Annotated in this window: 19 protein-coding genes; 12 read left to right on the top strand and 7 right to left on the bottom strand. The window is 56.9% G+C overall.

Annotation, left to right across the window (positions count from 1 at the left end; translation table 11 throughout):
* Positions 1–541 precede the first annotated feature (541 nt).
* Positions 542–2,131: a bifunctional phosphoribosylaminoimidazolecarboxamide formyltransferase/IMP cyclohydrolase gene (gene purH / locus QFI97_RS00095; protein ID WP_346430357.1), complete on the top strand. Its 1,590-nt coding sequence runs from the start codon at positions 542–544 to the stop codon at positions 2,129–2,131.
* Positions 2,132–2,146: 15 nt separating this feature from the next.
* A complete protein-coding gene (gene purD, locus QFI97_RS00100) occupies positions 2,147–3,436 on the top strand; it encodes a phosphoribosylamine--glycine ligase (protein ID WP_331833486.1) in 1,290 nt (429 codons plus the stop codon).
* Positions 3,437–3,619: 183 nt separating this feature from the next.
* Here purD and QFI97_RS00105 read toward each other — a convergent pair whose 3' ends face one another.
* The 6 genes from QFI97_RS00105 to nudC form a co-directional block, all read right to left on the bottom strand.
* Positions 3,620–4,312 carry a DUF1481 domain-containing protein gene (locus QFI97_RS00105; protein WP_331833493.1) on the bottom strand — a complete coding sequence of 231 codons (693 nt, stop codon included), beginning with the start codon at positions 4,310–4,312 and terminating at the stop codon, positions 3,620–3,622.
* A 12-nt stretch (positions 4,313–4,324) separates the two neighbouring features.
* Positions 4,325–4,597 (bottom strand): nucleoid-associated protein HU-alpha, encoded by a 273-nt coding sequence (hupA, locus tag QFI97_RS00110; RefSeq protein ID WP_004097675.1) that lies wholly within the window; start codon positions 4,595–4,597, stop codon positions 4,325–4,327.
* 185 nt (positions 4,598–4,782) lie between these two features.
* The gene (locus QFI97_RS00115; protein WP_095105615.1) at positions 4,783–5,373 is read right to left on the bottom strand and encodes a YjaG family protein; all 591 of its coding nucleotides are present in this window, start codon (positions 5,371–5,373) and stop codon (positions 4,783–4,785) included.
* A 42-nt stretch (positions 5,374–5,415) separates the two neighbouring features.
* Positions 5,416–6,087 carry a deoxyribonuclease V gene (nfi, locus tag QFI97_RS00120; RefSeq protein WP_095105617.1) on the bottom strand — a complete coding sequence of 224 codons (672 nt, stop codon included), beginning with the start codon at positions 6,085–6,087 and terminating at the stop codon, positions 5,416–5,418.
* A 9-nt stretch (positions 6,088–6,096) separates the two neighbouring features.
* Positions 6,097–7,161 carry a uroporphyrinogen decarboxylase gene (hemE, locus tag QFI97_RS00125; protein WP_331833487.1) on the bottom strand — a complete coding sequence of 355 codons (1,065 nt, stop codon included), beginning with the start codon at positions 7,159–7,161 and terminating at the stop codon, positions 6,097–6,099.
* Between the two features lie 40 nt (positions 7,162–7,201).
* A complete protein-coding gene (gene nudC, locus QFI97_RS00130) occupies positions 7,202–7,975 on the bottom strand; it encodes an NAD(+) diphosphatase (RefSeq protein ID WP_095105621.1) in 774 nt (257 codons plus the stop codon).
* 94 nt (positions 7,976–8,069) lie between these two features.
* Here nudC and rsd point away from each other — a divergent pair, with 94 nt between their 5' ends.
* The 10 genes from rsd to QFI97_RS00180 all read left to right on the top strand — a co-directional run bounded on the left by rsd (position 8,070) and on the right by QFI97_RS00180 (position 16,937).
* Positions 8,070–8,567 (top strand): sigma D regulator, encoded by a 498-nt coding sequence (gene rsd, locus QFI97_RS00135; RefSeq protein WP_095105623.1) that lies wholly within the window; start codon positions 8,070–8,072, stop codon positions 8,565–8,567.
* Positions 8,568–8,930: 363 nt separating this feature from the next.
* Positions 8,931–10,826 carry a phosphomethylpyrimidine synthase ThiC gene (thiC, locus tag QFI97_RS00140; protein ID WP_346430358.1) on the top strand — a complete coding sequence of 632 codons (1,896 nt, stop codon included), beginning with the start codon at positions 8,931–8,933 and terminating at the stop codon, positions 10,824–10,826.
* On the top strand, positions 10,826–11,461 hold the full coding sequence (thiE, locus tag QFI97_RS00145) for a thiamine phosphate synthase (protein ID WP_095105627.1): 636 nt from the start codon (positions 10,826–10,828) through the stop codon (positions 11,459–11,461). The genes thiC and thiE overlap by 1 nt, the downstream gene beginning before the upstream one ends.
* The gene (locus QFI97_RS00150; RefSeq protein ID WP_346430359.1) at positions 11,454–12,209 is read left to right on the top strand and encodes a HesA/MoeB/ThiF family protein; all 756 of its coding nucleotides are present in this window, start codon (positions 11,454–11,456) and stop codon (positions 12,207–12,209) included. Before thiE ends, QFI97_RS00150 begins: the two co-directional genes overlap by 8 nt.
* Positions 12,193–12,393, top strand: coding sequence for a sulfur carrier protein ThiS (thiS, locus tag QFI97_RS00155; protein WP_095105631.1), 201 nt, complete (start codon positions 12,193–12,195; stop codon positions 12,391–12,393). The genes QFI97_RS00150 and thiS overlap by 17 nt, the downstream gene beginning before the upstream one ends.
* A gap of 1 nt (position 12,394) precedes the next feature.
* Positions 12,395–13,165 (top strand): thiazole synthase, encoded by a 771-nt coding sequence (thiG, locus tag QFI97_RS00160; protein ID WP_346430360.1) that lies wholly within the window; start codon positions 12,395–12,397, stop codon positions 13,163–13,165.
* A complete protein-coding gene (thiH, locus tag QFI97_RS00165) occupies positions 13,162–14,295 on the top strand; it encodes a 2-iminoacetate synthase ThiH (protein ID WP_331833491.1) in 1,134 nt (377 codons plus the stop codon). Before thiG ends, thiH begins: the two co-directional genes overlap by 4 nt.
* A 318-nt stretch (positions 14,296–14,613) precedes the next feature.
* Entirely contained in the window at positions 14,614–16,146 is a 1,533-nt protein-coding gene (locus tag QFI97_RS00170) for a sensor domain-containing diguanylate cyclase (RefSeq protein ID WP_095105638.1), read from the top strand.
* 170 nt (positions 16,147–16,316) lie between these two features.
* Positions 16,317–16,622, top strand: coding sequence for a PTS sugar transporter subunit IIB (locus tag QFI97_RS00175; protein ID WP_041143545.1), 306 nt, complete (start codon positions 16,317–16,319; stop codon positions 16,620–16,622).
* Positions 16,623–16,625: 3 nt separating this feature from the next.
* Positions 16,626–16,937 carry a PTS lactose/cellobiose transporter subunit IIA gene (locus QFI97_RS00180; protein WP_041143544.1) on the top strand — a complete coding sequence of 104 codons (312 nt, stop codon included), beginning with the start codon at positions 16,626–16,628 and terminating at the stop codon, positions 16,935–16,937.
* 48 nt (positions 16,938–16,985) lie between these two features.
* Here QFI97_RS00180 and dcuB read toward each other — a convergent pair whose 3' ends face one another.
* On the bottom strand, positions 16,986–18,326 hold the full coding sequence (gene dcuB / locus QFI97_RS00185) for an anaerobic C4-dicarboxylate transporter DcuB (protein WP_346430361.1): 1,341 nt from the start codon (positions 18,324–18,326) through the stop codon (positions 16,986–16,988).
* Positions 18,327–18,714: the final 388 nt, after the last annotated feature.

Here is an 18,714-nt window from a genome sequence, read left to right on the forward strand (position 1 = left end):
AAGAATCCATGTCACTTTGAGTGCCCACACAGATTGTCTGATAAATTGTTAAAGAGCAGTGCAACGCGGCTTTCGCTCAGCGTTGCGAGGTGGCGTATATTACGCTTTCCTCTTTCAGAGTCAACCCCGTTTTTCAGAAGTTTTCTCTTTCAACCCGGCGGCTTGTTTGCCGTTGTTCCGTGTCGATGGAGGCGCATTATAGGGAGTTCTCGAGCGCCCGCAATAGTTAAATTGCAGAAAAATGACTGACTGCTGCATTCCCCAGCAAAACCCCGCTTTATACCCTGTTACGCACAGAATTATCCACAGACCGTCGGCGATCCTTCTTTATAAAGACCGTCGCAGCGCCCTTCTATAAGGAGAGATAAGGAAAGATTTCCCCCTGCAAAGAGAAAGATAAAAATTCGCGAGCGTTGCGCAAACGTTTTCGTTACAATGCCGCGCTATGACACGGACGCCCGGTTGGGTGCGTTAGGTGAGTTTTTAGGCAAAAACTCACCTAACGCTCTCTGTAATGTTCAAATCCTGGGGATTTAATACCATGCAACAACGTCGTCCAGTCCGCCGCGCCCTGCTCAGTGTTTCTGATAAGGCCGGTATCGTCGAATTCGCGCAGGCTCTTTCCGCTCGTGGTGTTGAGCTACTCTCTACGGGTGGTACCGCACGCCTGCTGGCGGAGAAAGGCCTGCCGGTAACCGAAGTCTCTGACTACACCGGTTTCCCGGAAATGATGGATGGACGCGTGAAGACCCTGCATCCGAAGGTGCACGGCGGCATTCTGGGCCGTCGCGGTCAGGATGATGAGATCATGGCGCAGCACGCTATCTCTCCTATTGATATGGTCGTCGTTAACCTCTACCCGTTTGCCCAGACCGTCGCCCGTGAAGGCTGCTCGCTGGAAGATGCGGTTGAGAACATCGATATCGGCGGCCCAACCATGGTGCGCTCCGCGGCCAAGAACCATAAAGATGTCGCTATCGTTGTTAAGAGCAGCGACTACGCCGCCATTATTAAAGAGATGGACGCCAACGAAGGCTCCCTGACTCTCGAAACCCGTTTCGACCTCGCCATTAAAGCTTTTGAGCACACCGCCGCCTATGACAGCATGATTGCCAACTATTTCGGCAGCATGGTTCCGGCCTATCACGGTGAAACTCAGGAAGCCTCAGGCCGCTTCCCGCGTACCCTGAACCTGAACTTCATTAAGAAGCAGGATATGCGCTACGGTGAGAACAGCCATCAGCAGGCTGCCTTCTATATAGAAGAAGAAATTAAGGAAGCATCCGTTGCCACCGCCCAGCAGCTGCAGGGCAAAGCGCTTTCCTACAACAACATTGCCGATACCGATGCGGCGCTGGAGTGCGTGAAAGAGTTCAGCGAGCCGGCATGCGTCATCGTCAAGCACGCCAACCCGTGCGGCGTTGCGGTAAGCGATTCCCTGCTGGATGCTTACGACCGCGCCTATAAAACCGACCCAACCTCAGCGTTTGGCGGCATTATCGCCTTCAACCGCGAGCTGGATGCCGAAACCGCGCAGGCCATTATCTCCCGCCAGTTTGTCGAAGTGATCATCGCCCCCTCCGCTAGCGAAGAGGCGCTGAAAATTACCGCGGCGAAACAGAACGTCCGCGTTCTGACCTGCGGCGAGTGGACGACACGCGTACCGGGCCTTGATTTCAAACGCGTTAACGGTGGGCTGTTGGTGCAGGATCGCGATCTGGGTATGGTCACCGCCGGTGAACTGCGCGTGGTCAGCAAGCGCCAGCCGAGCGAGCAGGAGCTGCGCGATGCACTGTTCTGCTGGAAAGTGGCCAAGTTCGTCAAATCCAACGCCATCGTTTATGCCAAAGAGAATATGACCATCGGCATAGGCGCAGGCCAGATGAGCCGCGTTTACTCCGCCAAAATTGCCGGGATTAAAGCCGGCGACGAAGGCCTGGAAGTGAAAGGTTCAGCAATGGCATCCGACGCATTCTTCCCGTTCCGTGACGGCATTGATGCGGCCGCGGCCGTAGGCGTGAGCTGCGTGATCCAGCCGGGTGGCTCTATTCGCGACGAAGAGGTGATTGCCGCTGCCGACGAGCACGGTATCGCGATGATCTTCACCGACATGCGCCATTTCCGCCATTAATTCACGGAGTAACACATGAAAGTATTAGTGATTGGTAACGGCGGGCGCGAGCACGCGTTAGGATGGAAAGCGGCGCAATCGCCGCTGGTTGATACCGTTTATGTTGCTCCGGGTAATGCCGGCACCGCCCTGGAGCCCGCGCTGCAGAACGTGGCGATCGGCGTGACCGACATTCCGGCACTGCTGAGCTTCGCACAGCGCGAAAATATCGATCTGACCATCGTCGGCCCGGAAGCGCCGCTGGTGATCGGCATTGTCGATGCGTTCCGCGCCGCCGGGCTGAAAATCTTTGGCCCAACGGAAGGTGCCGCACAGCTCGAGGGCTCTAAGGCCTTTACCAAAGATTTCCTCGCGCGTCACAACATCCCCACCGCCGAGTACCAGAACTTTACCGATATTGAGCCTGCCCTTGCGTATCTGCGGGAGAAAGGCGCGCCGATCGTTATTAAAGCTGACGGTCTGGCGGCCGGGAAAGGCGTTATTGTCGCGATGACGCTCGAAGAGGCGGAAGCCGCCGTCCACGATATGCTGGCAGGCAATGCCTTCGGCGACGCCGGCCATCGTATCGTTATTGAAGAGTTCCTCGACGGCGAAGAGGCCAGCTTTATCGTGATGGTCGACGGCGAGCACGTTCTGCCGATGGCCACCAGCCAGGACCACAAACGCGTCGGTAATGGCGACACCGGCCCTAACACCGGCGGCATGGGCGCGTACTCTCCGGCCCCGGTGGTCACGGATGAGGTTCATCAGCGCACCATGGAGCGTATTATTTGGCCAACGGTCAAAGGGATGGCGGCGGAAGGCAATACCTATACCGGCTTTCTCTACGCGGGTCTGATGATCGATAAGCAGGGCAACCCGAAGGTTATCGAGTTCAACTGCCGCTTCGGCGATCCGGAAACTCAGCCCATCATGCTGCGCATGAAGTCGGACATGGTGGAGCTGTGCCTCGCCGCCTGTGATGGCAAGCTGGATGAGAAAACGTCAGAGTGGGACAGCCGCGCTTCTCTCGGCGTGGTCGTGGCCGCAGGCGGCTATCCGGGCAGCTACAGCACCGGCGATGAGATCTTCGGCCTGCCGCAGGAAGAAGCGGCGGATGGCAAAGTGTTCCATGCGGGCACCCAGCTTTCTGCCGACCAGCGCGTACTCACCAACGGCGGCCGCGTACTGTGCGTAACGGCGCTGGGTGATAGCGTGGCCCAGGCGCAGCAGCGCGCCTATGAGCTGCTTACCGATATCCGTTGGGACGGCAGCTTTAGCCGCGACGATATCGGCTGGCGCGCCATCGCTCGCGAGCAAAACTAACGGCGTCATTTCATCCGTCGGGTTTACGCCCCCTTCTGTATGAACGGGCGGCCTCATTAATTTGTGGCCGCCCGTTTTATTTGGCATGCGCGGAGTACGGCTCTGCAAGGAGCGGCGGAGTGATGCCCGGCGGGTACGGCAACGAGGGTAGCGCGCATCGGAGTATGAAGCGCGGGTAAAGCGTTAGAAGGTTTTTTCCTGCGGTTGCCAGGTACAGAAGTCTTCGTTTGCCACCAGCAGCAGCTGCGAACCTTCAGATGCTTCCAGCCACGCGACGCTGACCTCTACGGACGAGTGATCCTGGCGGCGGGCGATATGGGCTAACGCCCGGGCATCCAGGTCTGGCTTAACGGTCTGCCCTTCACAGGTGGTGACGGTCCGATCGGCGTGCCAGCGTCCCTGACGCAGCACAACGCGGCCCTGACGCAATGCGTCGCTGGTCTGGCGGATCTGCGTCGCCCGGTAGCGGTAGAGCGCGACCTGGTCGCTGGAGAGCTGCTGCTTTTGCCCGTCGATTTCACGCTGCATAAAGCTCAACTCTCCCTGGTCATCAAAGCGGGCGCGAATATGTTCCGTGGTCTTGCCGTAAACGTTGAGCTCAATCAGCGTCAGCCGATCGCCCTGCCAGCGGTATTCACTGGTTGAAGTATTGCCGTGACGCCACGGGCTAAAAGCGGCGAGAAGATGCACCTCGCCATTGGAATCCAGACGCCAGATACGCATCGCTCCCTGATTGTCAGCATAGCCGCTGGCGGTAAAAGGCGGGAGCGAGGAATCATGGCTGCAGGCAGCAAGTAACAGTACGCCTGCCAGCGTCAGCGTACGACGCCAGATAGACAAAAGGGGCTTAAAGGCCCCTTCGGTAGAACTGTACACTGCCACGCGGTCTTACTTAACTGCGTCTTTCAGTGCTTTGCCTGAAACAAACGCCGGCACGTTAGCAGCGGCAATTTTGATTTCATTACCGGTCTGCGGGTTGCGGCCAGTACGCTCAGCGCGGTGGTTCACTTTGAAGGTACCGAAACCAACCAGTTGGACAGCATCACCTTCTTTCAGAGACTCAGTAATTGCAGCCAGGGTAGATTCCAGGGCAGCTTTTGCCTGTGCTTTGGACAGGTCAGCTTTGTCCGCAATTACATCAATCAGTTGAGTCTTGTTCATAAGTTATCCTTACAATGTGTTTATCGCTTGCTAAGCACCGAGTGCGACGGAAATGCTGAAAAACACTCTCCTGCATACACGCACCGATAGCCACTTTTTTTCGCCCTCCAAATGTAGACCAGACGGGGGGCGGAATGGAAGCCTTCAGACGCTACAATTCAGGCGGTAAATCACGTTTTCTGGTCTCACTGCTGAAAATTTATACCAATATTGCTCTCGCCGGCTTCACGAAGGTCGGCACGCAGTCCTTTTATCAGTTCAATATCGCGCTCTTCGCAGTCGGCCAGCAGACGGAAAATTTCCCACTGAATGTCCCATTCTTGTTCAACAGCCGGGTTTTCCTTGAGCTCTTCGTCGGTCATTTCACGACCTGCCTGTGTCATTTCCAGCATCGCGACGGTGGTAATGGAACTCTTGCTCACCTCAATGGCGTGTTCGAGGGTTTCGCCACTCAGACGCGAGTGAACCAGCTCGCTTAATGCGACGCAGGCATCGATCGCCGGATAGACGCCGTACAGATCATAGTCGTCAGCCACCGGGATCGCCTCTTCCAGCTTCTCCAACTGGCTATCAAAATTCACCTTCGCGTCTTTGACCGTTAACGTTTCCCAGATCAGATCGAGGATACGGCGATACAGCTGGCCGTCGGCAAATTCGGTTTGCTGGCAAAACATGGCGTAATTGGGGTACATGCGCTCACACAAGCAGGCCATAAAAGTGACGTGCTGCCAGCTTTCCAGCTTCTCCAGGCGCAGATGAATCGGGTTTTGTAACATGATGAATTCTCGAAGTCAGAAATTAGCCGCAGTTTACCTGAATCAGCCGTGATTTGCTTGCCAACGCATAAACGCCGGGCGCTCTGATGCCACCGCATCCGCCCAGCGCGTCGGCTCCGGCAGGCGATAGCCTTTCATGCAGCGCTCTACCCACATTAAGGCGCTATCCAGGCCAACCCGGTGGCCGGTGCTGATGAAGAGCGGGTTACAGCGTACCTTGCTACGCAGAACCCACGCCAGCTGTTCGTTTTTATCCATCAGCGCCGTCAGCGCCCCCGGCTCATCGCCCGGGGAGTCGCATTTGCCGCACAGACGCTTTTTCGCCACGCCGATGGTGGGCACATCCACCAGCAGCCCGAAATGGCTGGCTACGCCAAGGCGTCGGGGATGGGAAATGCCGTGGCCGTCGACGAACAGCAGATCCGGTTTTTGCGAAAGCAGCTCCCACGCTGCCAGCAGCGCGGGGGTTTCACGAAAGGAGAGGAAGCCGGGAATATAGGGCATGGTGGTGGCAACGCGCGCCACCTGATATTCAACCAGCTCCAGCGAAGGCCAGGCCAGCAGCACCATCGCCGCTCGGGTGACTTCTCCTTCCTGCTCAAACCCTACATCCGCGCCGCCGATCAGCTGCGGCGGATCGCGATCCAGACGATCTTCACGAATGACTGATTCTGCTAAATCACGCTGCAGGGTACGGAGAGAAGCCAAATCCATAGTCGCTCCTTAGCGATGATACTGTGCTGACAGCCGATGTACCGCCTCCACAAACACGCCCGCATGCGCAGGGTCCACGTCCTGATGAATGCCGTGCCCGAGGTTGAAGACGTGCCCTTCTCCCTGCCCAAAGCCGGCAAGGATGGTAGCCACCTCTTCTTCAATACGGGCAGCGGGCGCGTAAAGCATGGAAGGGTCCATATTGCCCTGCAGCGCGACCCTGTGGCCAACGCGACGACGCGCATCGGCGATATCGGTTGTCCAGTCGAGGCCCAGCGCATCGCAGCCGGTTTCCGCAATCGCTTCCAGCCACTGTCCGCCGCCTTTGGTAAACAGAGTCACCGGCACGCGGCGGCCTTCATTTTCGCGCAGCAGGCCATCGACGATTTTATGCATGTAGTAGAGCGAGAACTGCTGATAATCGCGGCCGGTCAGCACTCCGCCCCAGGTATCAAAAATCATCACCGACTGAGCGCCTGCTTTAATCTGGGCATTCAGGTACAGCGTGACGCTTTTGGCCAGCTTATCGAGCAGAGCGTGCAGCGTCTTCGGCTCGGCGTACATCATCTTCTTGATAACGGTAAAGGCTTTGCTGCTACCGCCTTCAACCATATAGGTCGCCAGCGTCCACGGGCTGCCGGAGAAGCCAATCAGCGGAACCTCGCCTTTTAGCTCACGGCGGATAGTACGTACCGCGTTCATTACATAGCCGAGCTCATCTTCCGGATCGGGGATCGGCAGTTTGTCGACGTCGGCTTTGCAGGTAACTGGCGAGGTAAAGCGCGGGCCTTCGCCGGCTTCAAAGTACAGCCCCAGGCCCATCGCGTCCGGAATGGTCAGAATGTCTGAAAAGAGGATCGCCGCATCCAGCGCATAGCGACGCAGCGGCTGCAGGGTGACTTCACAGGCCAGCTCGGCATTTTTACACAGAGACATAAAGTCGCCCGCTTCTGCGCGAGTGGCTTTGTACTCCGGTAAATAGCGGCCCGCCTGGCGCATCATCCACACCGGGGTCACATCAACGGGTTGGCGCAGCAGCGCACGCAGATAACGATCGTTCTTCAGTTCGGTCATTTTGCAGTTCCTTAATGCGTCAGGCCGTCATTGTATCACGTCATTCATAGTCGGCCCGACACATTGCCACCGTATCTTCAATCAGCCGGCGCGCCACGGTTCCCGGCGGCGGCAGAAGCGGCAAGTCGTCGTAGCGATACCAGCCCGCCTCCAGCAGCTCTTTGCGATCGATGACAATCTCACCGCTGTCGTATTCCGCCATAAATGCGGTCATCAGCGACTGCGGAAACGGCCACGGCTGGGAGGTCACGTAGCGCAGGTTCTTCACCTTAATGCCGCACTCTTCCATCACCTCGCGCGCCACCGTCTGCTCGAGGGTCTCCCCGACTTCGACAAAGCCGGCCAGCACCGTATGTACGCCGTTGCGGTGGCGGGTATGCTGCGCCAGCAGGATAGAGTCTTCCCGGCGAATGGCGACAATCATGCACGGCGCGATTTGCGGATAGTAGCGCTCGCGGCAGTGGCTACACAGCATCGCCCATTCGGTTTTGCTCGGATGCATCGGGTGCCCGCAGTAGCCGCAGAACTTATGCGAGCGATAAAACTCTGCCAGCTGAATGCCGCGGCCCGCCAGCTGAAACAGGCCAGGATCCTGATCCAACACCTGCCGCAGCGATCCCATATCCTGCCGACGATCCTGGCGTATCAGCCACACCGCGTCACCTTGCCATTCGCCAATCTGCAGCGCGTGCTGGCCGACAAGATTAAAATTTACCGCTTCGCCGTGTGGTAATTCCCCGCCGGGTAACCATAATTTTTGTTCGTGACTGACGATCCACCAGCCGCGATCTAATTTTTCAATAATACGATCCATATCTATTGCACTACCTTAATTTTACTGGCACTTTTAACATTATATTTACATTTTGGTGAGCAACGTTATTTTTCTTAATCTTGCGGAGTCAACCATGTTAAACCAGCTGGAAAACCTAACGGAACGTGTTGGAGGCAGTAATGAACTGGTCGATCGCTGGCTGCATGTACGTAAGCATTTGCTCGTGGCTTACTACAAGCTGGTTGGCCTGAAACCTGGCAAAGAGTCATTTATGCGGCTTAATGAAAAGGCGCTGGATAACTTTTGTCAAAGCCTGGTGGATTATCTCTCATCCGGCCATTTTAGTATTTATGAACGCATTATCGGGGAAATGGAAGGCGATACGCCACTTTTGGCCGCCACCAGGCTCTATCCACAGCTGGAAGCCAACACCCAGCAGATTATGGATTATTACGACTCCTGCCTCGAAAACGCGATCGATCACGATAACTATCTCGAGTTCCAGCAGGCGCTCTCAGATATCGGTGAAGCGCTGGAAGCGCGCTTCGCGCTTGAAGATAAGCTGATCGCGCTGGCCGTGACCTATAACCTGAAAGACAGCATCAGCGACAATATCGCGCCGACTGCTTGAGTTGTGAGCCGTTAACGAGTAGTTTACATACATTCTCCCTCTGCGGAGGGAGCGTTATCTTGTCGGAGTGCCTATTTTCCACAAAGCATTCGCGATGCCTCAAGATGGCAAGTCAGTGAACCTCCAGGAACTTATATCAGTAAGTGACCGGAGTGAGCGGACGAAGCCAACGAAGAGGCAGCGTGAAGGATAAAGTGGAAAAGGCTGAGACCGTTAATTCGGGATCCGCGGAACCTGATCAGGCTAATACCTGCGAAGGGAACAAGAGTAAACTGCAAAGAGCGGCCGTCCCTCCAGGACCAAACGCATCTGTTACTCCATCCGTCGTCTGACAAGCCATCTCCTTTTCGTCTGGAATGAGCTATGTCTACAGAAAAACTGACCCGTCGACAGCAGCGCGAACGCGCCCAGCGTTTTATCGACACTCTTGAAGGTTCGGTCTTCCCCAACTCGCAGCGTATCTACATTCAGGGTTCGCAGGATGATATTCGCGTCCCGATGCGGGAAATCCAGCTTAGCCCCACGCTTATCGGCGGCGGCAAAGAAAATCCGCGCTATGAAGATAACGAAGCGATCCCGGTGTACGACACCTCCGGTCCCTACGGCGACCCCGATATCGCGATCGATGTCCACCAGGGTCTGGCAAAGCTGCGCCAGCCGTGGATTGACGCGCGTAACGATAGCGAACCGCTGAGCCATCGCAGCTCCGCTTACACCCAGCAACGCCTTGCTGATGACGGCCTCGACGAGCTGCGCTTCAGCCGCCTGCTGACGCCAAAGCGGGCCGCCGCAGGCCGCCGCGTGACTCAGCTCCACTACGCCCGCCGGGGCCTCGTCACGCCTGAGATGGAGTTTATCGCCCTCCGCGAAAATATGGGCCGCGAGCGCATTCGTAGCGAAGTGCTGCGCCACCAGCACCCGGGGGAAGGGTTTGGCGCCCATCTGCCGGACAACATCACGCCGGAGTTTGTCCGTGACGAAGTGGCCGCCGGGCGCGCCATTATTCCGGCCAATATCAACCATCCAGAGTCGGAGCCGATGATTATCGGCCGTAATTTTCTGGTCAAAGTTAACGCCAATATCGGCAACTCCGCCGTCACCTCCTCCATTGAGGAAGAGGTAGAAAAGCTGGTGTGGTCAACCCGCTGGGGCGCGGATACGGTGATGGATCTCTCCACCGGCCGCTATATCCACGAAACACGCGAGTGGATCCTGCGTAACAGTCCGGTGCCTATCGGTACGGTGCCGATCTATCAGGCGCTGGAAAAGGTAAACGGCATTGCCGAGGACCTGAGCTGGGAAGCATTTCGCGACACCCTGCTGGAGCAGGCGGAGCAAGGCGTTGACTACTTCACCATCCATGCCGGCGTCCTGCTGCGCTACGTTCCGATGACCGCCAGACGCCTCACCGGCATTGTCTCCCGCGGCGGTTCGATCATGGCGAAATGGTGCCTGTCGCACCATCAGGAAAACTTCCTCTATCAGCACTTCCGCGAAATTTGTGAAATCTGCGCCGCCTATGACGTCTCGCTATCGCTCGGCGACGGTCTGCGTCCGGGCTCGATCCAGGACGCCAACGATGAAGCGCAGTTTGCCGAGCTGCGAACCTTAGGCGAGCTGACAAAAATCGCCTGGGAGTACGACGTGCAGGTGATGATTGAAGGCCCGGGCCACGTGCCGATGCAGATGATCCGCCGCAACATGACCGAAGAGCTGGAGCACTGTCACGAAGCGCCGTTCTATACCCTCGGGCCGTTAACCACCGATATCGCCCCGGGCTACGATCACTTCACTTCCGGCATTGGCGCCGCGATGATCGGCTGGTTTGGCTGCGCGATGCTCTGCTACGTGACGCCGAAAGAGCACCTCGGGCTGCCGAACAAAGAGGACGTTAAGCAGGGGCTGATTACCTACAAAATCGCCGCCCACGCCGCCGACCTTGCCAAAGGCCATCCCGGGGCGCAGATCCGCGATAACGCCATGTCAAAAGCGCGTTTCGAATTCCGCTGGGAGGACCAGTTCAATCTCGCCCTCGACCCGTTCACCGCCCGCGCCTATCACGATGAAACCCTGCCGCAGGAGTCGGGAAAAGTCGCCCACTTCTGCTCCATGTGCGGACCCAAATTCTGTTCAATGAAAATCAGCCAGGAAGTACGCGACTATGCCGCCCTCCAGAACATCGAAAGCGGAATGGCCGATATGTCGCAGGACTTCCGCGCTCGCGGCGGCGAAATCTATTTACGTAAGGAGCAAGCCTGATGTATCAACCCGATTTTCCCCCGGTCCCTTTTCGTTTAGGACTCTACCCGGTCGTGGATAGCGTGGCGTGGATTGAACGCCTGCTGAAAGCGGGCGTGCGCACCATCCAGCTGCGAATTAAGGATCGGCGTGAGGCTGACGTTGAGGACGATGTCATCGCCGCTATCGCGCTTGGCCGTCAATACCGTGCCCGGCTGTTTATCAACGACTACTGGCAGCTGGCCATTAAGCATCAGGCCTACGGCGTGCACCTGGGCCAGGAGGACCTTGAAACGACCGATCTGAGCGCTATTCGCAATGCCGGGCTACGCCTCGGCGTCTCGACGCATGATGATATGGAGATTGACGTCGCGCTGGCGGCGCGCCCCTCCTACGTCGCATTAGGTCACGTTTTCCCGACCCAAACCAAGCAGATGCCCTCCGCGCCGCAGGGACTGGAGCAGCTGGCGCGCCATATCAGCCGGCTACAGGACTACCCAACGGTGGCCATTGGCGGCATCAGCCTCGAACGCGCTCCGGCGGTGCTGGACGCCGGCGTTGGCAGCATTGCCGTGGTCAGCGCGATTACCCAGGCGGCGGACTGGCGGCAGGCCACCGCCCGGCTGCTGGAAATAGCGGGAGCAGGCGATGAATGATAGCGATTTTATGCGCTACAGCCGCCAGCTGATGCTGGAAGATATTGCCATCGAAGGTCAGCAGAAGCTGCTCGCCAGCCGGGTGCTGATCGTCGGGCTCGGCGGACTCGGTTCCCCCGCGGCGCTCTATCTGGCGGGCGCTGGCGTCGGTACGCTGGTCCTCGCCGATGACGACGATGTCCACGTCAGCAACCTGCAGCGGCAGATTTTGTTCACCAGCGACGATATTGCCCGGCCTAAAGCAACGGCTGCCCGACAGCGGCTGGCGCGGCTCAATCCGCAGATCGATGTTATCCCCCTGCGGCAGCGATTAAGCGGCGCGGCGCTGCTGGCTGAAGTAACGCAGGCCGACGTGGTGCTGGACTGCACCGATAACATGGAGAGCCGCCAGGCCATCAACGCCGCCTGCGTGACCCACAAAACGCCGTTAATTACCGCCAGCGCCGTCGGGCTTGGCGGGCAGCTGATGGTCCTGACCCCGCCGTGGGAACAGGGCTGCTATCGCTGCCTGTGGCCAGATACGACCGAACCCGAGCGCAGCTGCCGCACCGCGGGCATTATCGGGCCGGTGGTCGGCATAATGGGTACGCTCCAGGCGCTGGAGGCGATCAAGCTACTCTCCGGCATGGTCACGCCGCGTAATACTCTGCGGCTGTTTGACGCCCGCACCGGCTCCTGGCGAAGCCTGGCGCTACAGCGGGCGCAGAGCTGTCCGGTATGCGGAGAACAACATGCAGATTTGGTTTAACGACGAACCGCTCCTCTGTGCCGACGCGATCACCGTCGCCGCCCTGCTCGTTCAGCTGGAACAGCAGCAGGCGGGTATCGCGCTGGCGCTCAATCAACACGTCCTGCCGCGCGAGCGGTGGGATCACCATCTTCTGCAGGAAGGCGATCGGGTCCTGCTTTTTCAGGTTATCGCCGGAGGCTGACATGTTACGTATCGCAGACAAAACGTTCGACTCACATATTTTTACCGGTACCGGAAAATTTTCCGCGCCGGACCTTATGGTCGAGGCGATCCGCGCCTCGGGAAGCCAGCTGGTGACGCTGGCAATGAAGCGCGTCGATTTACGTCAGCACAATGATGCGATCCTCGCGCCTTTACTGGCCGCCGGCGTCAGCCTGCTGCCGAATACGTCGGGAGCGAAAACGGCGGAAGAAGCCGTGTTCGCCGCCCGCCTGGCGCGGGAAGCCCTGGGCACTCACTGGTTAAAGCTGGAGATTCATCCGGACGCGCGCTGGCTGCTGCCGGACCCCATCGAAACCCTGAAGGCGGCGGAGATCCTGGTACGGGAAGGTTTTGTGGTTCTGCCCTACTGCGGCGCCGACCCGGTGCTGTGTAAACGGCTGGAGGAGGTGGGCTGCGCGGCGGTAATGCCGCTCGGCGCCCCCATCGGCTCTAATCAAGGACTGGAAACCCGCGCCATGCTGGAAATCATTATCGCCCAGGCCACGGTACCGGTGGTCGTTGACGCCGGTATTGGCGTGCCCAGCCATGCGGCGCAGGCGCTGGAGATGGGCGCCGACGCGGTGCTGGTTAATACCGCAATCGCCGTCGCCGACGATCCGGTGACCATGGCGCGCGCGTTTCGTCTGGCGGTAGAAGCGGGTCTGCTGGCCCGTCAGGCCGGACCCGGCGCGCGCAGCGCCCAGGCGCAGGCCACCAGCCCGCTGACCGGTTTCCTGGAGGCGCTGGCATGAACACCTTTAGCGACCGCTGGAAACAGCTGGAGTGGGATGATATCCGCCTGCGCATCAACAGCAAAACCCCAGCCGACGTTGAGCGGGCGATAGCGGCAAAACAGCTTACTCGCGACGATATGATGGCCCTGCTCTCCCCCGCCGCCGCCGGCTATCTGGAGCCGCTGGCGCAGCGCGCGCAGCGCCTGACCCGCCAGCGCTTTGGTAACACCGTCAGTTTCTATGTTCCCCTTTATCTCTCTAACCTGTGCGCGAACGACTGCACCTACTGCGGCTTTTCAATGAGCAACCGCATCAAGCGCAAGACGCTGGATAGCGATGAAATTACCCGCGAGTGCGCCGCTATCCGCCAGATGGGCTTTGAGCATCTGCTGCTGGTCACCGGCGAACACCAGGGCAAAGTGGGGATGGACTATTTTCGCCAGCATCTGCCGGCGATCCGCAGCCGGTTCTCCTCGCTACAGATGGAGGTGCAGCCGCTGAGCACGGATGAGTACGCTGAGCTGAAAACGCTCGGCCTGGACGGCGTGATGGTCTATCAGGAAACGTATCATGAGAGCATGTACGCCCAGCATCATCTGAAGGGGAAGAAGCAGGACTTCTTCTGGCGCCTGGATACGCCGGATCGTCTCGGCCAGGCGGGGATCGATAAGATCGGCCTGGGCGCGCTCATTGGCCTCTCCGATAGCTGGCGCGTGGATTGCTACATGGTCGCTGAGCATCTGCTGTGGCTCCAGCAGCATTACTGGCGCAGCCGCTACTCGGTCTCCTTCCCCCGGCTGCGGCCGTGCGCCGGCGGTATCGAACCGGCATCGCTGATGGATGAGCGCCAGCTGGTGCAGACCATCTGCGCCTTCCGCCTGCTGGCGCCGGAGGTTGAGCTGTCGCTTTCAACCCGCGAAGCGCCCGATTTTCGCGATCGGGTGATCCCGCTGGCCATTAACAACGTCAGCGCATTTTCAAAAACTCAGCCCGGCGGCTATGCCGATAATCATCCCGAGCTGGAGCAGTTCGCCCCTCATGATGGCCGCCGTCCCGAAGAGGTCGCCAGCGCCCTGGTCGCTCGCGGCCTGCAGCCGGTGTGGAAAGACTGGGACAGCTGGCTGGGACGCGCTACGCAGTCATCCTGAAGAGGAGTGTAACGACCTGACTATTTTGCGAGCCTGAACGCGAGAACAAAAACGGCAGATTGCTTACCTCCTGCCGTTTTCCTATTCTGCCCCGGTCAGCAGCGGACGCTGACCAGGGCGATGATTTCTCTTCCTCATTTTCGCCCTGCCTCCTTTACGGACAACGGGCGCAAACCTCAGCGCAGGCGAATTTAAATCCCTTGCCCAAGGAGGGCGCGGTTATAATTGACGAATAGTTACCTGATTCGATCGGCAGGCATGCTGGCTAAACCTGCGTATTAACCCACGGTTTATACCTTCTGGAACGATTTACGACTCATGGCTCGTCACAACAGAAAGCTCTCTTTTACTACGCCAATTCTGGTGGGGTTTGCGGGGATTTTACTCAGTTTTTTACTGATCGCAGCGTTCGTTACCGCCACTCAGAAAAAAAATTTCCTTGAGGACTATCACCACGTTAATCGCAACTTCACCCATAATCTGGCCATTAACTACACCGAATCACTGCTGCGCGTAAATGATCATATTCTCACCCGCGCAACCACCTTTTTTTCCCGCAATGACGAGCTGAATAATGCCGTTAATCTCGATCCGCAAAAAGGCTTACGCACGTTGATGCAGCTTCAGGATCTGATGCAAACCGTCTCTTCTATCTCTCTGGCGGACACCCAGGCGCACTATTTGCGCGCCCCTGAAGTCCTGGAGACGGAAGATAGCCGATCGTTTGATCCTGAATCACGGCCGTGGTTTATCAAACAGGCGGAAGCCAGTATGTTCAGCCTCTATACCCGCCCCTATCTGGATTATTTTACCCATCGGCCAAGCGTAACCCTTTATCGCCCGGTGATCTCCCCGGAAGGACGGCTCAAAGGCAGCCTCGCCTTCCATATGGACCTGACATCGATGGGGCACGCGCTGCGGCAAATGGTGGCGCCGGTGCAGGGTGAGTTTTTTGTCGTGCAGCGTGACGGGAAAGTGGTGCTCCACCCCGACCCTGGCGCCCTGTTTAAACCCTACGTCAGCAGCAGCCTGATGGATAACATGACCAGCGCGGAAGGACAGCTGTACGATAACGCCAGCGATAGCTGGTACTACTACTACTCTTTTACTAATCCCGACTGGTTTGTGATTTACCGCGTCTCTAACGCCACGCTGGTTGATTTGACGCGCTACGAAACCGATATTCTCATCTGGGGATTTGTCCTGGCCGCCATTGTCATTATCCTGTTTGGCCTCTACCTGCGCCACGCTTCGCGTACGGTGCTGATGAATATCATTAACGCCATTAAGACCGGCGACGTTCAGCGCGCCCCGCGGCTGGAAGCGATGTTGAGCAAGGCTATCGAAAGCAATAAGCAGCGCGAGCTAACCTACGTGCGCCAGGCCACCATCGACGCCCTGACCGGCTGTAAAAACCGCCGCGCCTTCGATAGCGATATCGCCGCGCTGATGAACGATCACCAGCCGTTTGCCCTGGCGCTGGTCGACATCGATAACTTTAAATCGATTAACGACACCTGGGGTCACCTCAACGGCGATATCGTTCTGCGCAGCGTCGCCCGTGAAGGGCTGCAAATCCTGCAGCCGCTGCAGATTTCACTCTACCGATACGGCGGAGAGGAGTTCGCCGTGGTATTTACCGCAGAGCATCTCACCCATGCCCATACGCTGCTCGAAAGCTGGCGGATTAAGATTACCCAGCGCACCTGGCGTGAAGAGGGGCTGAGCGTAACCTTCAGCGCGGGCCTCGGCGAATGGAACATGGAGCCGCTGGATAAACTGGTGGTCAGCGTCGACGAAGCGCTCTATAAAGCGAAACAGCAGGGCAAGAATCAGATCGTCAGAACCTAAAGCGAATCCCCAAAAAACCCGCTTCGTGGGCTTTTTTGTCTTTTTTGTCCGCAAACCGAAACCGGTTTCATTATTTTGTGATGCCTTACACACAATCGCTGCAAAGCGGTTGTTCCGTCACCCTGCCCGCGCTAAAGATGGTATATCAAGGAACATAAAGGCGACGAACTATGAAGAATATCGTTTTATGCTGTGCCGCAGGTATGTCCACCAGCATGCTGGTTCAACGTATGCAAGCTGCCGCGCAGCAGAAAGGGGTGGAAGTCTCGATTAAAGCCGTGCCGGTTGCTGAATTTAAAGACAATCTGGCCGCTGCCGATATTATCCTGCTGGGCCCTCAGGTGAAGTATGAGCAGGCGAAACTACAGGCGCTGGCCGATCCGTTCGGTAAAAAAGTTGCCGTTATCGATATGATGGATTACGGCATGATGAAAGGCGATGCCGTTCTGGATAAAGCCCTGAAGTTGATGGAGTAAGAGATGGAAGATTTAGAAACGATCATCATGGAGCTGCTGGTTAACGCCGGTTCAGCGCGTAGTTCTGCATTAACCGCACTGCAGCTGGCGCGCAAAGGCGATTTTGCCGCCGCTGAACAGGCGATGGCAGAATCTCATGAGTTTGTGAAGCACGCGCATAAAATCCAGACCCAGCTTATCGGTCTGGATGAAGGGTCCGGCAAGCTTCCGGTCAACCTGATTACCGTTCACTCTCAGGACCATCTGATGAACGCCATGGTAATCCAGGATCTGGCGACCGATATGATCGAACTGTATCGCCGTATTCCGCAGTAAATTAAACCGCTTTATGCAGCAGGTGCCCGTTCGGCACCTGCTTTTTTATTACAGAAATCCGTATAGCGCGGCAAATATCCAGCCAAATACGCACGAGACGCTGACGCCAATCAACCCCGGCAGAATAAAGCTGTGGTTAATGACAAAGCGGCCGATTCGGGTCGTGCCCGAGCGGTCGAACTGAATAGCGGCCAGGTCGCTGGGATAGGTTGGCAGAATATAATAACCGTAGCACGCCGGCGCGGACGCTACGATATAGGCCGGGTCGACGCCAATCGCCAACGCAACGGGGACAATCGCCGCCAGCGCCGCCGCCTGGGAGTTGACGAATTTGGAGACAATCAGCAGGACAATGGCGTAGGCCCACGGATACTCTTTTACCATCTCGCCCAGCACGCCCTTGATTTCAGACATGTGCGCACCAAACATGGTCTCCGCCATCCACGCAATGCCGTATACCGCCACAATGGCGATCATTCCCGAACGGAATACCTCATTTTTAGAAATAGAGGCCGGATTGGTTTTGGTGATGATGATGATGAGCGCGCCGGAAAGCAGCATAAACATCTGGATAACCAGCACCATCGACAGCGGCTTGCCGTCGAAAGCGGGCCGCAGCTCGGAGAACGCGCCCAGCAGGGCTACCACGGCAATAGACGCAAGGAAGATCCACATCGCCACCCAGTTACTGGTCGGCAGCTTGCGGTCCAGCAGCGTCGCGGTATCGCCGTATACATAGTGGCGGTTTTCAGGTGTGGCGATAAACGCCTGGAACTCTTCGTCTTTATCCAAATCTTTGCCGCGAAACCAGCTAAAAATACCGATCGCCAGAATTCCCAGCAGGGTTGACGGGATGGTGATCGCCAGCAGATCGAGAAACTCCAGATGCTTGCCGTTAAACGTAAAGTTACCGAGCATCGCCACCAGCGACACGACAGCGACGGAAACCGGGCTGGCGATAATACCCATCTGTGCGCCAATGGAGCTTGCCGCCATAGGACGCTCGGGACGAATATTATTCTTAATCGCGACGTCATAGATAATCGGCAGGATCGTATAGACCACGTGGCCGGTGCCGCAAAGGATAGTCAGCGTACAGGTCACAAATGGCGCGACGATTGACACGTACTTTGGGTTACGCCGCAGAAGCTTTTCAGCAATCTGCAGCATCACGTCTAAACCTCCGGAAGCCTGTAGCGTCGCCGATGCGGCCACTACCGCAATAATCACCAGCATGACATCAACCGGCGGTTTTCCCGGCTGAAGATGGAAGACAAAGACTAAAATAACCAGCCCGATACCGCCTAAAAGGCCCAGCGCAATCCCGCCTTTTCGGGCCCCATAAAACAAACACATTAAGATAATGATGAGTTGTATAGCAAATTCCATGCATCCCCCAGAACTACTCTATTAGGTCGAAATCATCTATCGCGGTCGTCTCACTCTTATTTAGCGGCCTCCTCGATGGCGTTTTAAATAGATGAAGCGATGCCTCAGCGTGTGAGAGCTGAAAATAAGGAAAGGCGCAATCACCTGATTATCCGTATTTTTTGACTATACCTTTTTTGATTTTTAATTTTTTGATACGCGTAGAATTTTTACCCATATATTTAATATGGAATAAAAAAACAGGATCGGCCGGCGGGATTGATATTAATAAAATAAGGCTCAATTGATACTTATCTATTAATGGAATGTAATCAAATATAGATTAAATAAAATAACGCGCTGATGCGGCAGCGTAAGAATAAAAAAAGCCAGTCAGGAGACCTGACTG

This window comes from Klebsiella scottii (assembly GCF_036561945.1).
Classification (GTDB): Bacteria; Pseudomonadota; Gammaproteobacteria; order Enterobacterales; family Enterobacteriaceae; genus Klebsiella; species Klebsiella scottii.

Excerpts from the sequence above, each read along its gene's own strand:
- purH (WP_346430357.1), top strand. The coding sequence starts at position 542 with ATGCAACAACGTCGTCCAGTCCGCCGCGCCCTGCTCAGTGTTTCTGAT.
- purD (WP_331833486.1), top strand. The coding sequence starts at position 2,147 with ATGAAAGTATTAGTGATTGGTAACGGCGGGCGCGAGCACGCGTTAGGA.
- hupA (WP_004097675.1), bottom strand. The coding sequence starts at position 4,597 with ATGAACAAGACTCAACTGATTGATGTAATTGCGGACAAAGCTGACCTG.
- QFI97_RS00115 (WP_095105615.1), bottom strand. The coding sequence starts at position 5,373 with ATGTTACAAAACCCGATTCATCTGCGCCTGGAGAAGCTGGAAAGCTGG.
- nfi (WP_095105617.1), bottom strand. The coding sequence starts at position 6,087 with ATGGATTTGGCTTCTCTCCGTACCCTGCAGCGTGATTTAGCAGAATCA.
- hemE (WP_331833487.1), bottom strand. The coding sequence starts at position 7,161 with ATGACCGAACTGAAGAACGATCGTTATCTGCGTGCGCTGCTGCGCCAA.
- nudC (WP_095105621.1), bottom strand. The coding sequence starts at position 7,975 with ATGGATCGTATTATTGAAAAATTAGATCGCGGCTGGTGGATCGTCAGT.
- rsd (WP_095105623.1), top strand. The coding sequence starts at position 8,070 with ATGTTAAACCAGCTGGAAAACCTAACGGAACGTGTTGGAGGCAGTAAT.
- thiC (WP_346430358.1), top strand. The coding sequence starts at position 8,931 with ATGTCTACAGAAAAACTGACCCGTCGACAGCAGCGCGAACGCGCCCAG.
- thiE (WP_095105627.1), top strand. The coding sequence starts at position 10,826 with ATGTATCAACCCGATTTTCCCCCGGTCCCTTTTCGTTTAGGACTCTAC.
- QFI97_RS00150 (WP_346430359.1), top strand. The coding sequence starts at position 11,454 with ATGAATGATAGCGATTTTATGCGCTACAGCCGCCAGCTGATGCTGGAA.
- thiS (WP_095105631.1), top strand. The coding sequence starts at position 12,193 with ATGCAGATTTGGTTTAACGACGAACCGCTCCTCTGTGCCGACGCGATC.
- thiG (WP_346430360.1), top strand. The coding sequence starts at position 12,395 with ATGTTACGTATCGCAGACAAAACGTTCGACTCACATATTTTTACCGGT.
- thiH (WP_331833491.1), top strand. The coding sequence starts at position 13,162 with ATGAACACCTTTAGCGACCGCTGGAAACAGCTGGAGTGGGATGATATC.
- QFI97_RS00170 (WP_095105638.1), top strand. The coding sequence starts at position 14,614 with ATGGCTCGTCACAACAGAAAGCTCTCTTTTACTACGCCAATTCTGGTG.
- QFI97_RS00175 (WP_041143545.1), top strand. The coding sequence starts at position 16,317 with ATGAAGAATATCGTTTTATGCTGTGCCGCAGGTATGTCCACCAGCATG.
- QFI97_RS00180 (WP_041143544.1), top strand. The coding sequence starts at position 16,626 with ATGGAAGATTTAGAAACGATCATCATGGAGCTGCTGGTTAACGCCGGT.
- dcuB (WP_346430361.1), bottom strand. The coding sequence starts at position 18,326 with ATGGAATTTGCTATACAACTCATCATTATCTTAATGTGTTTGTTTTAT.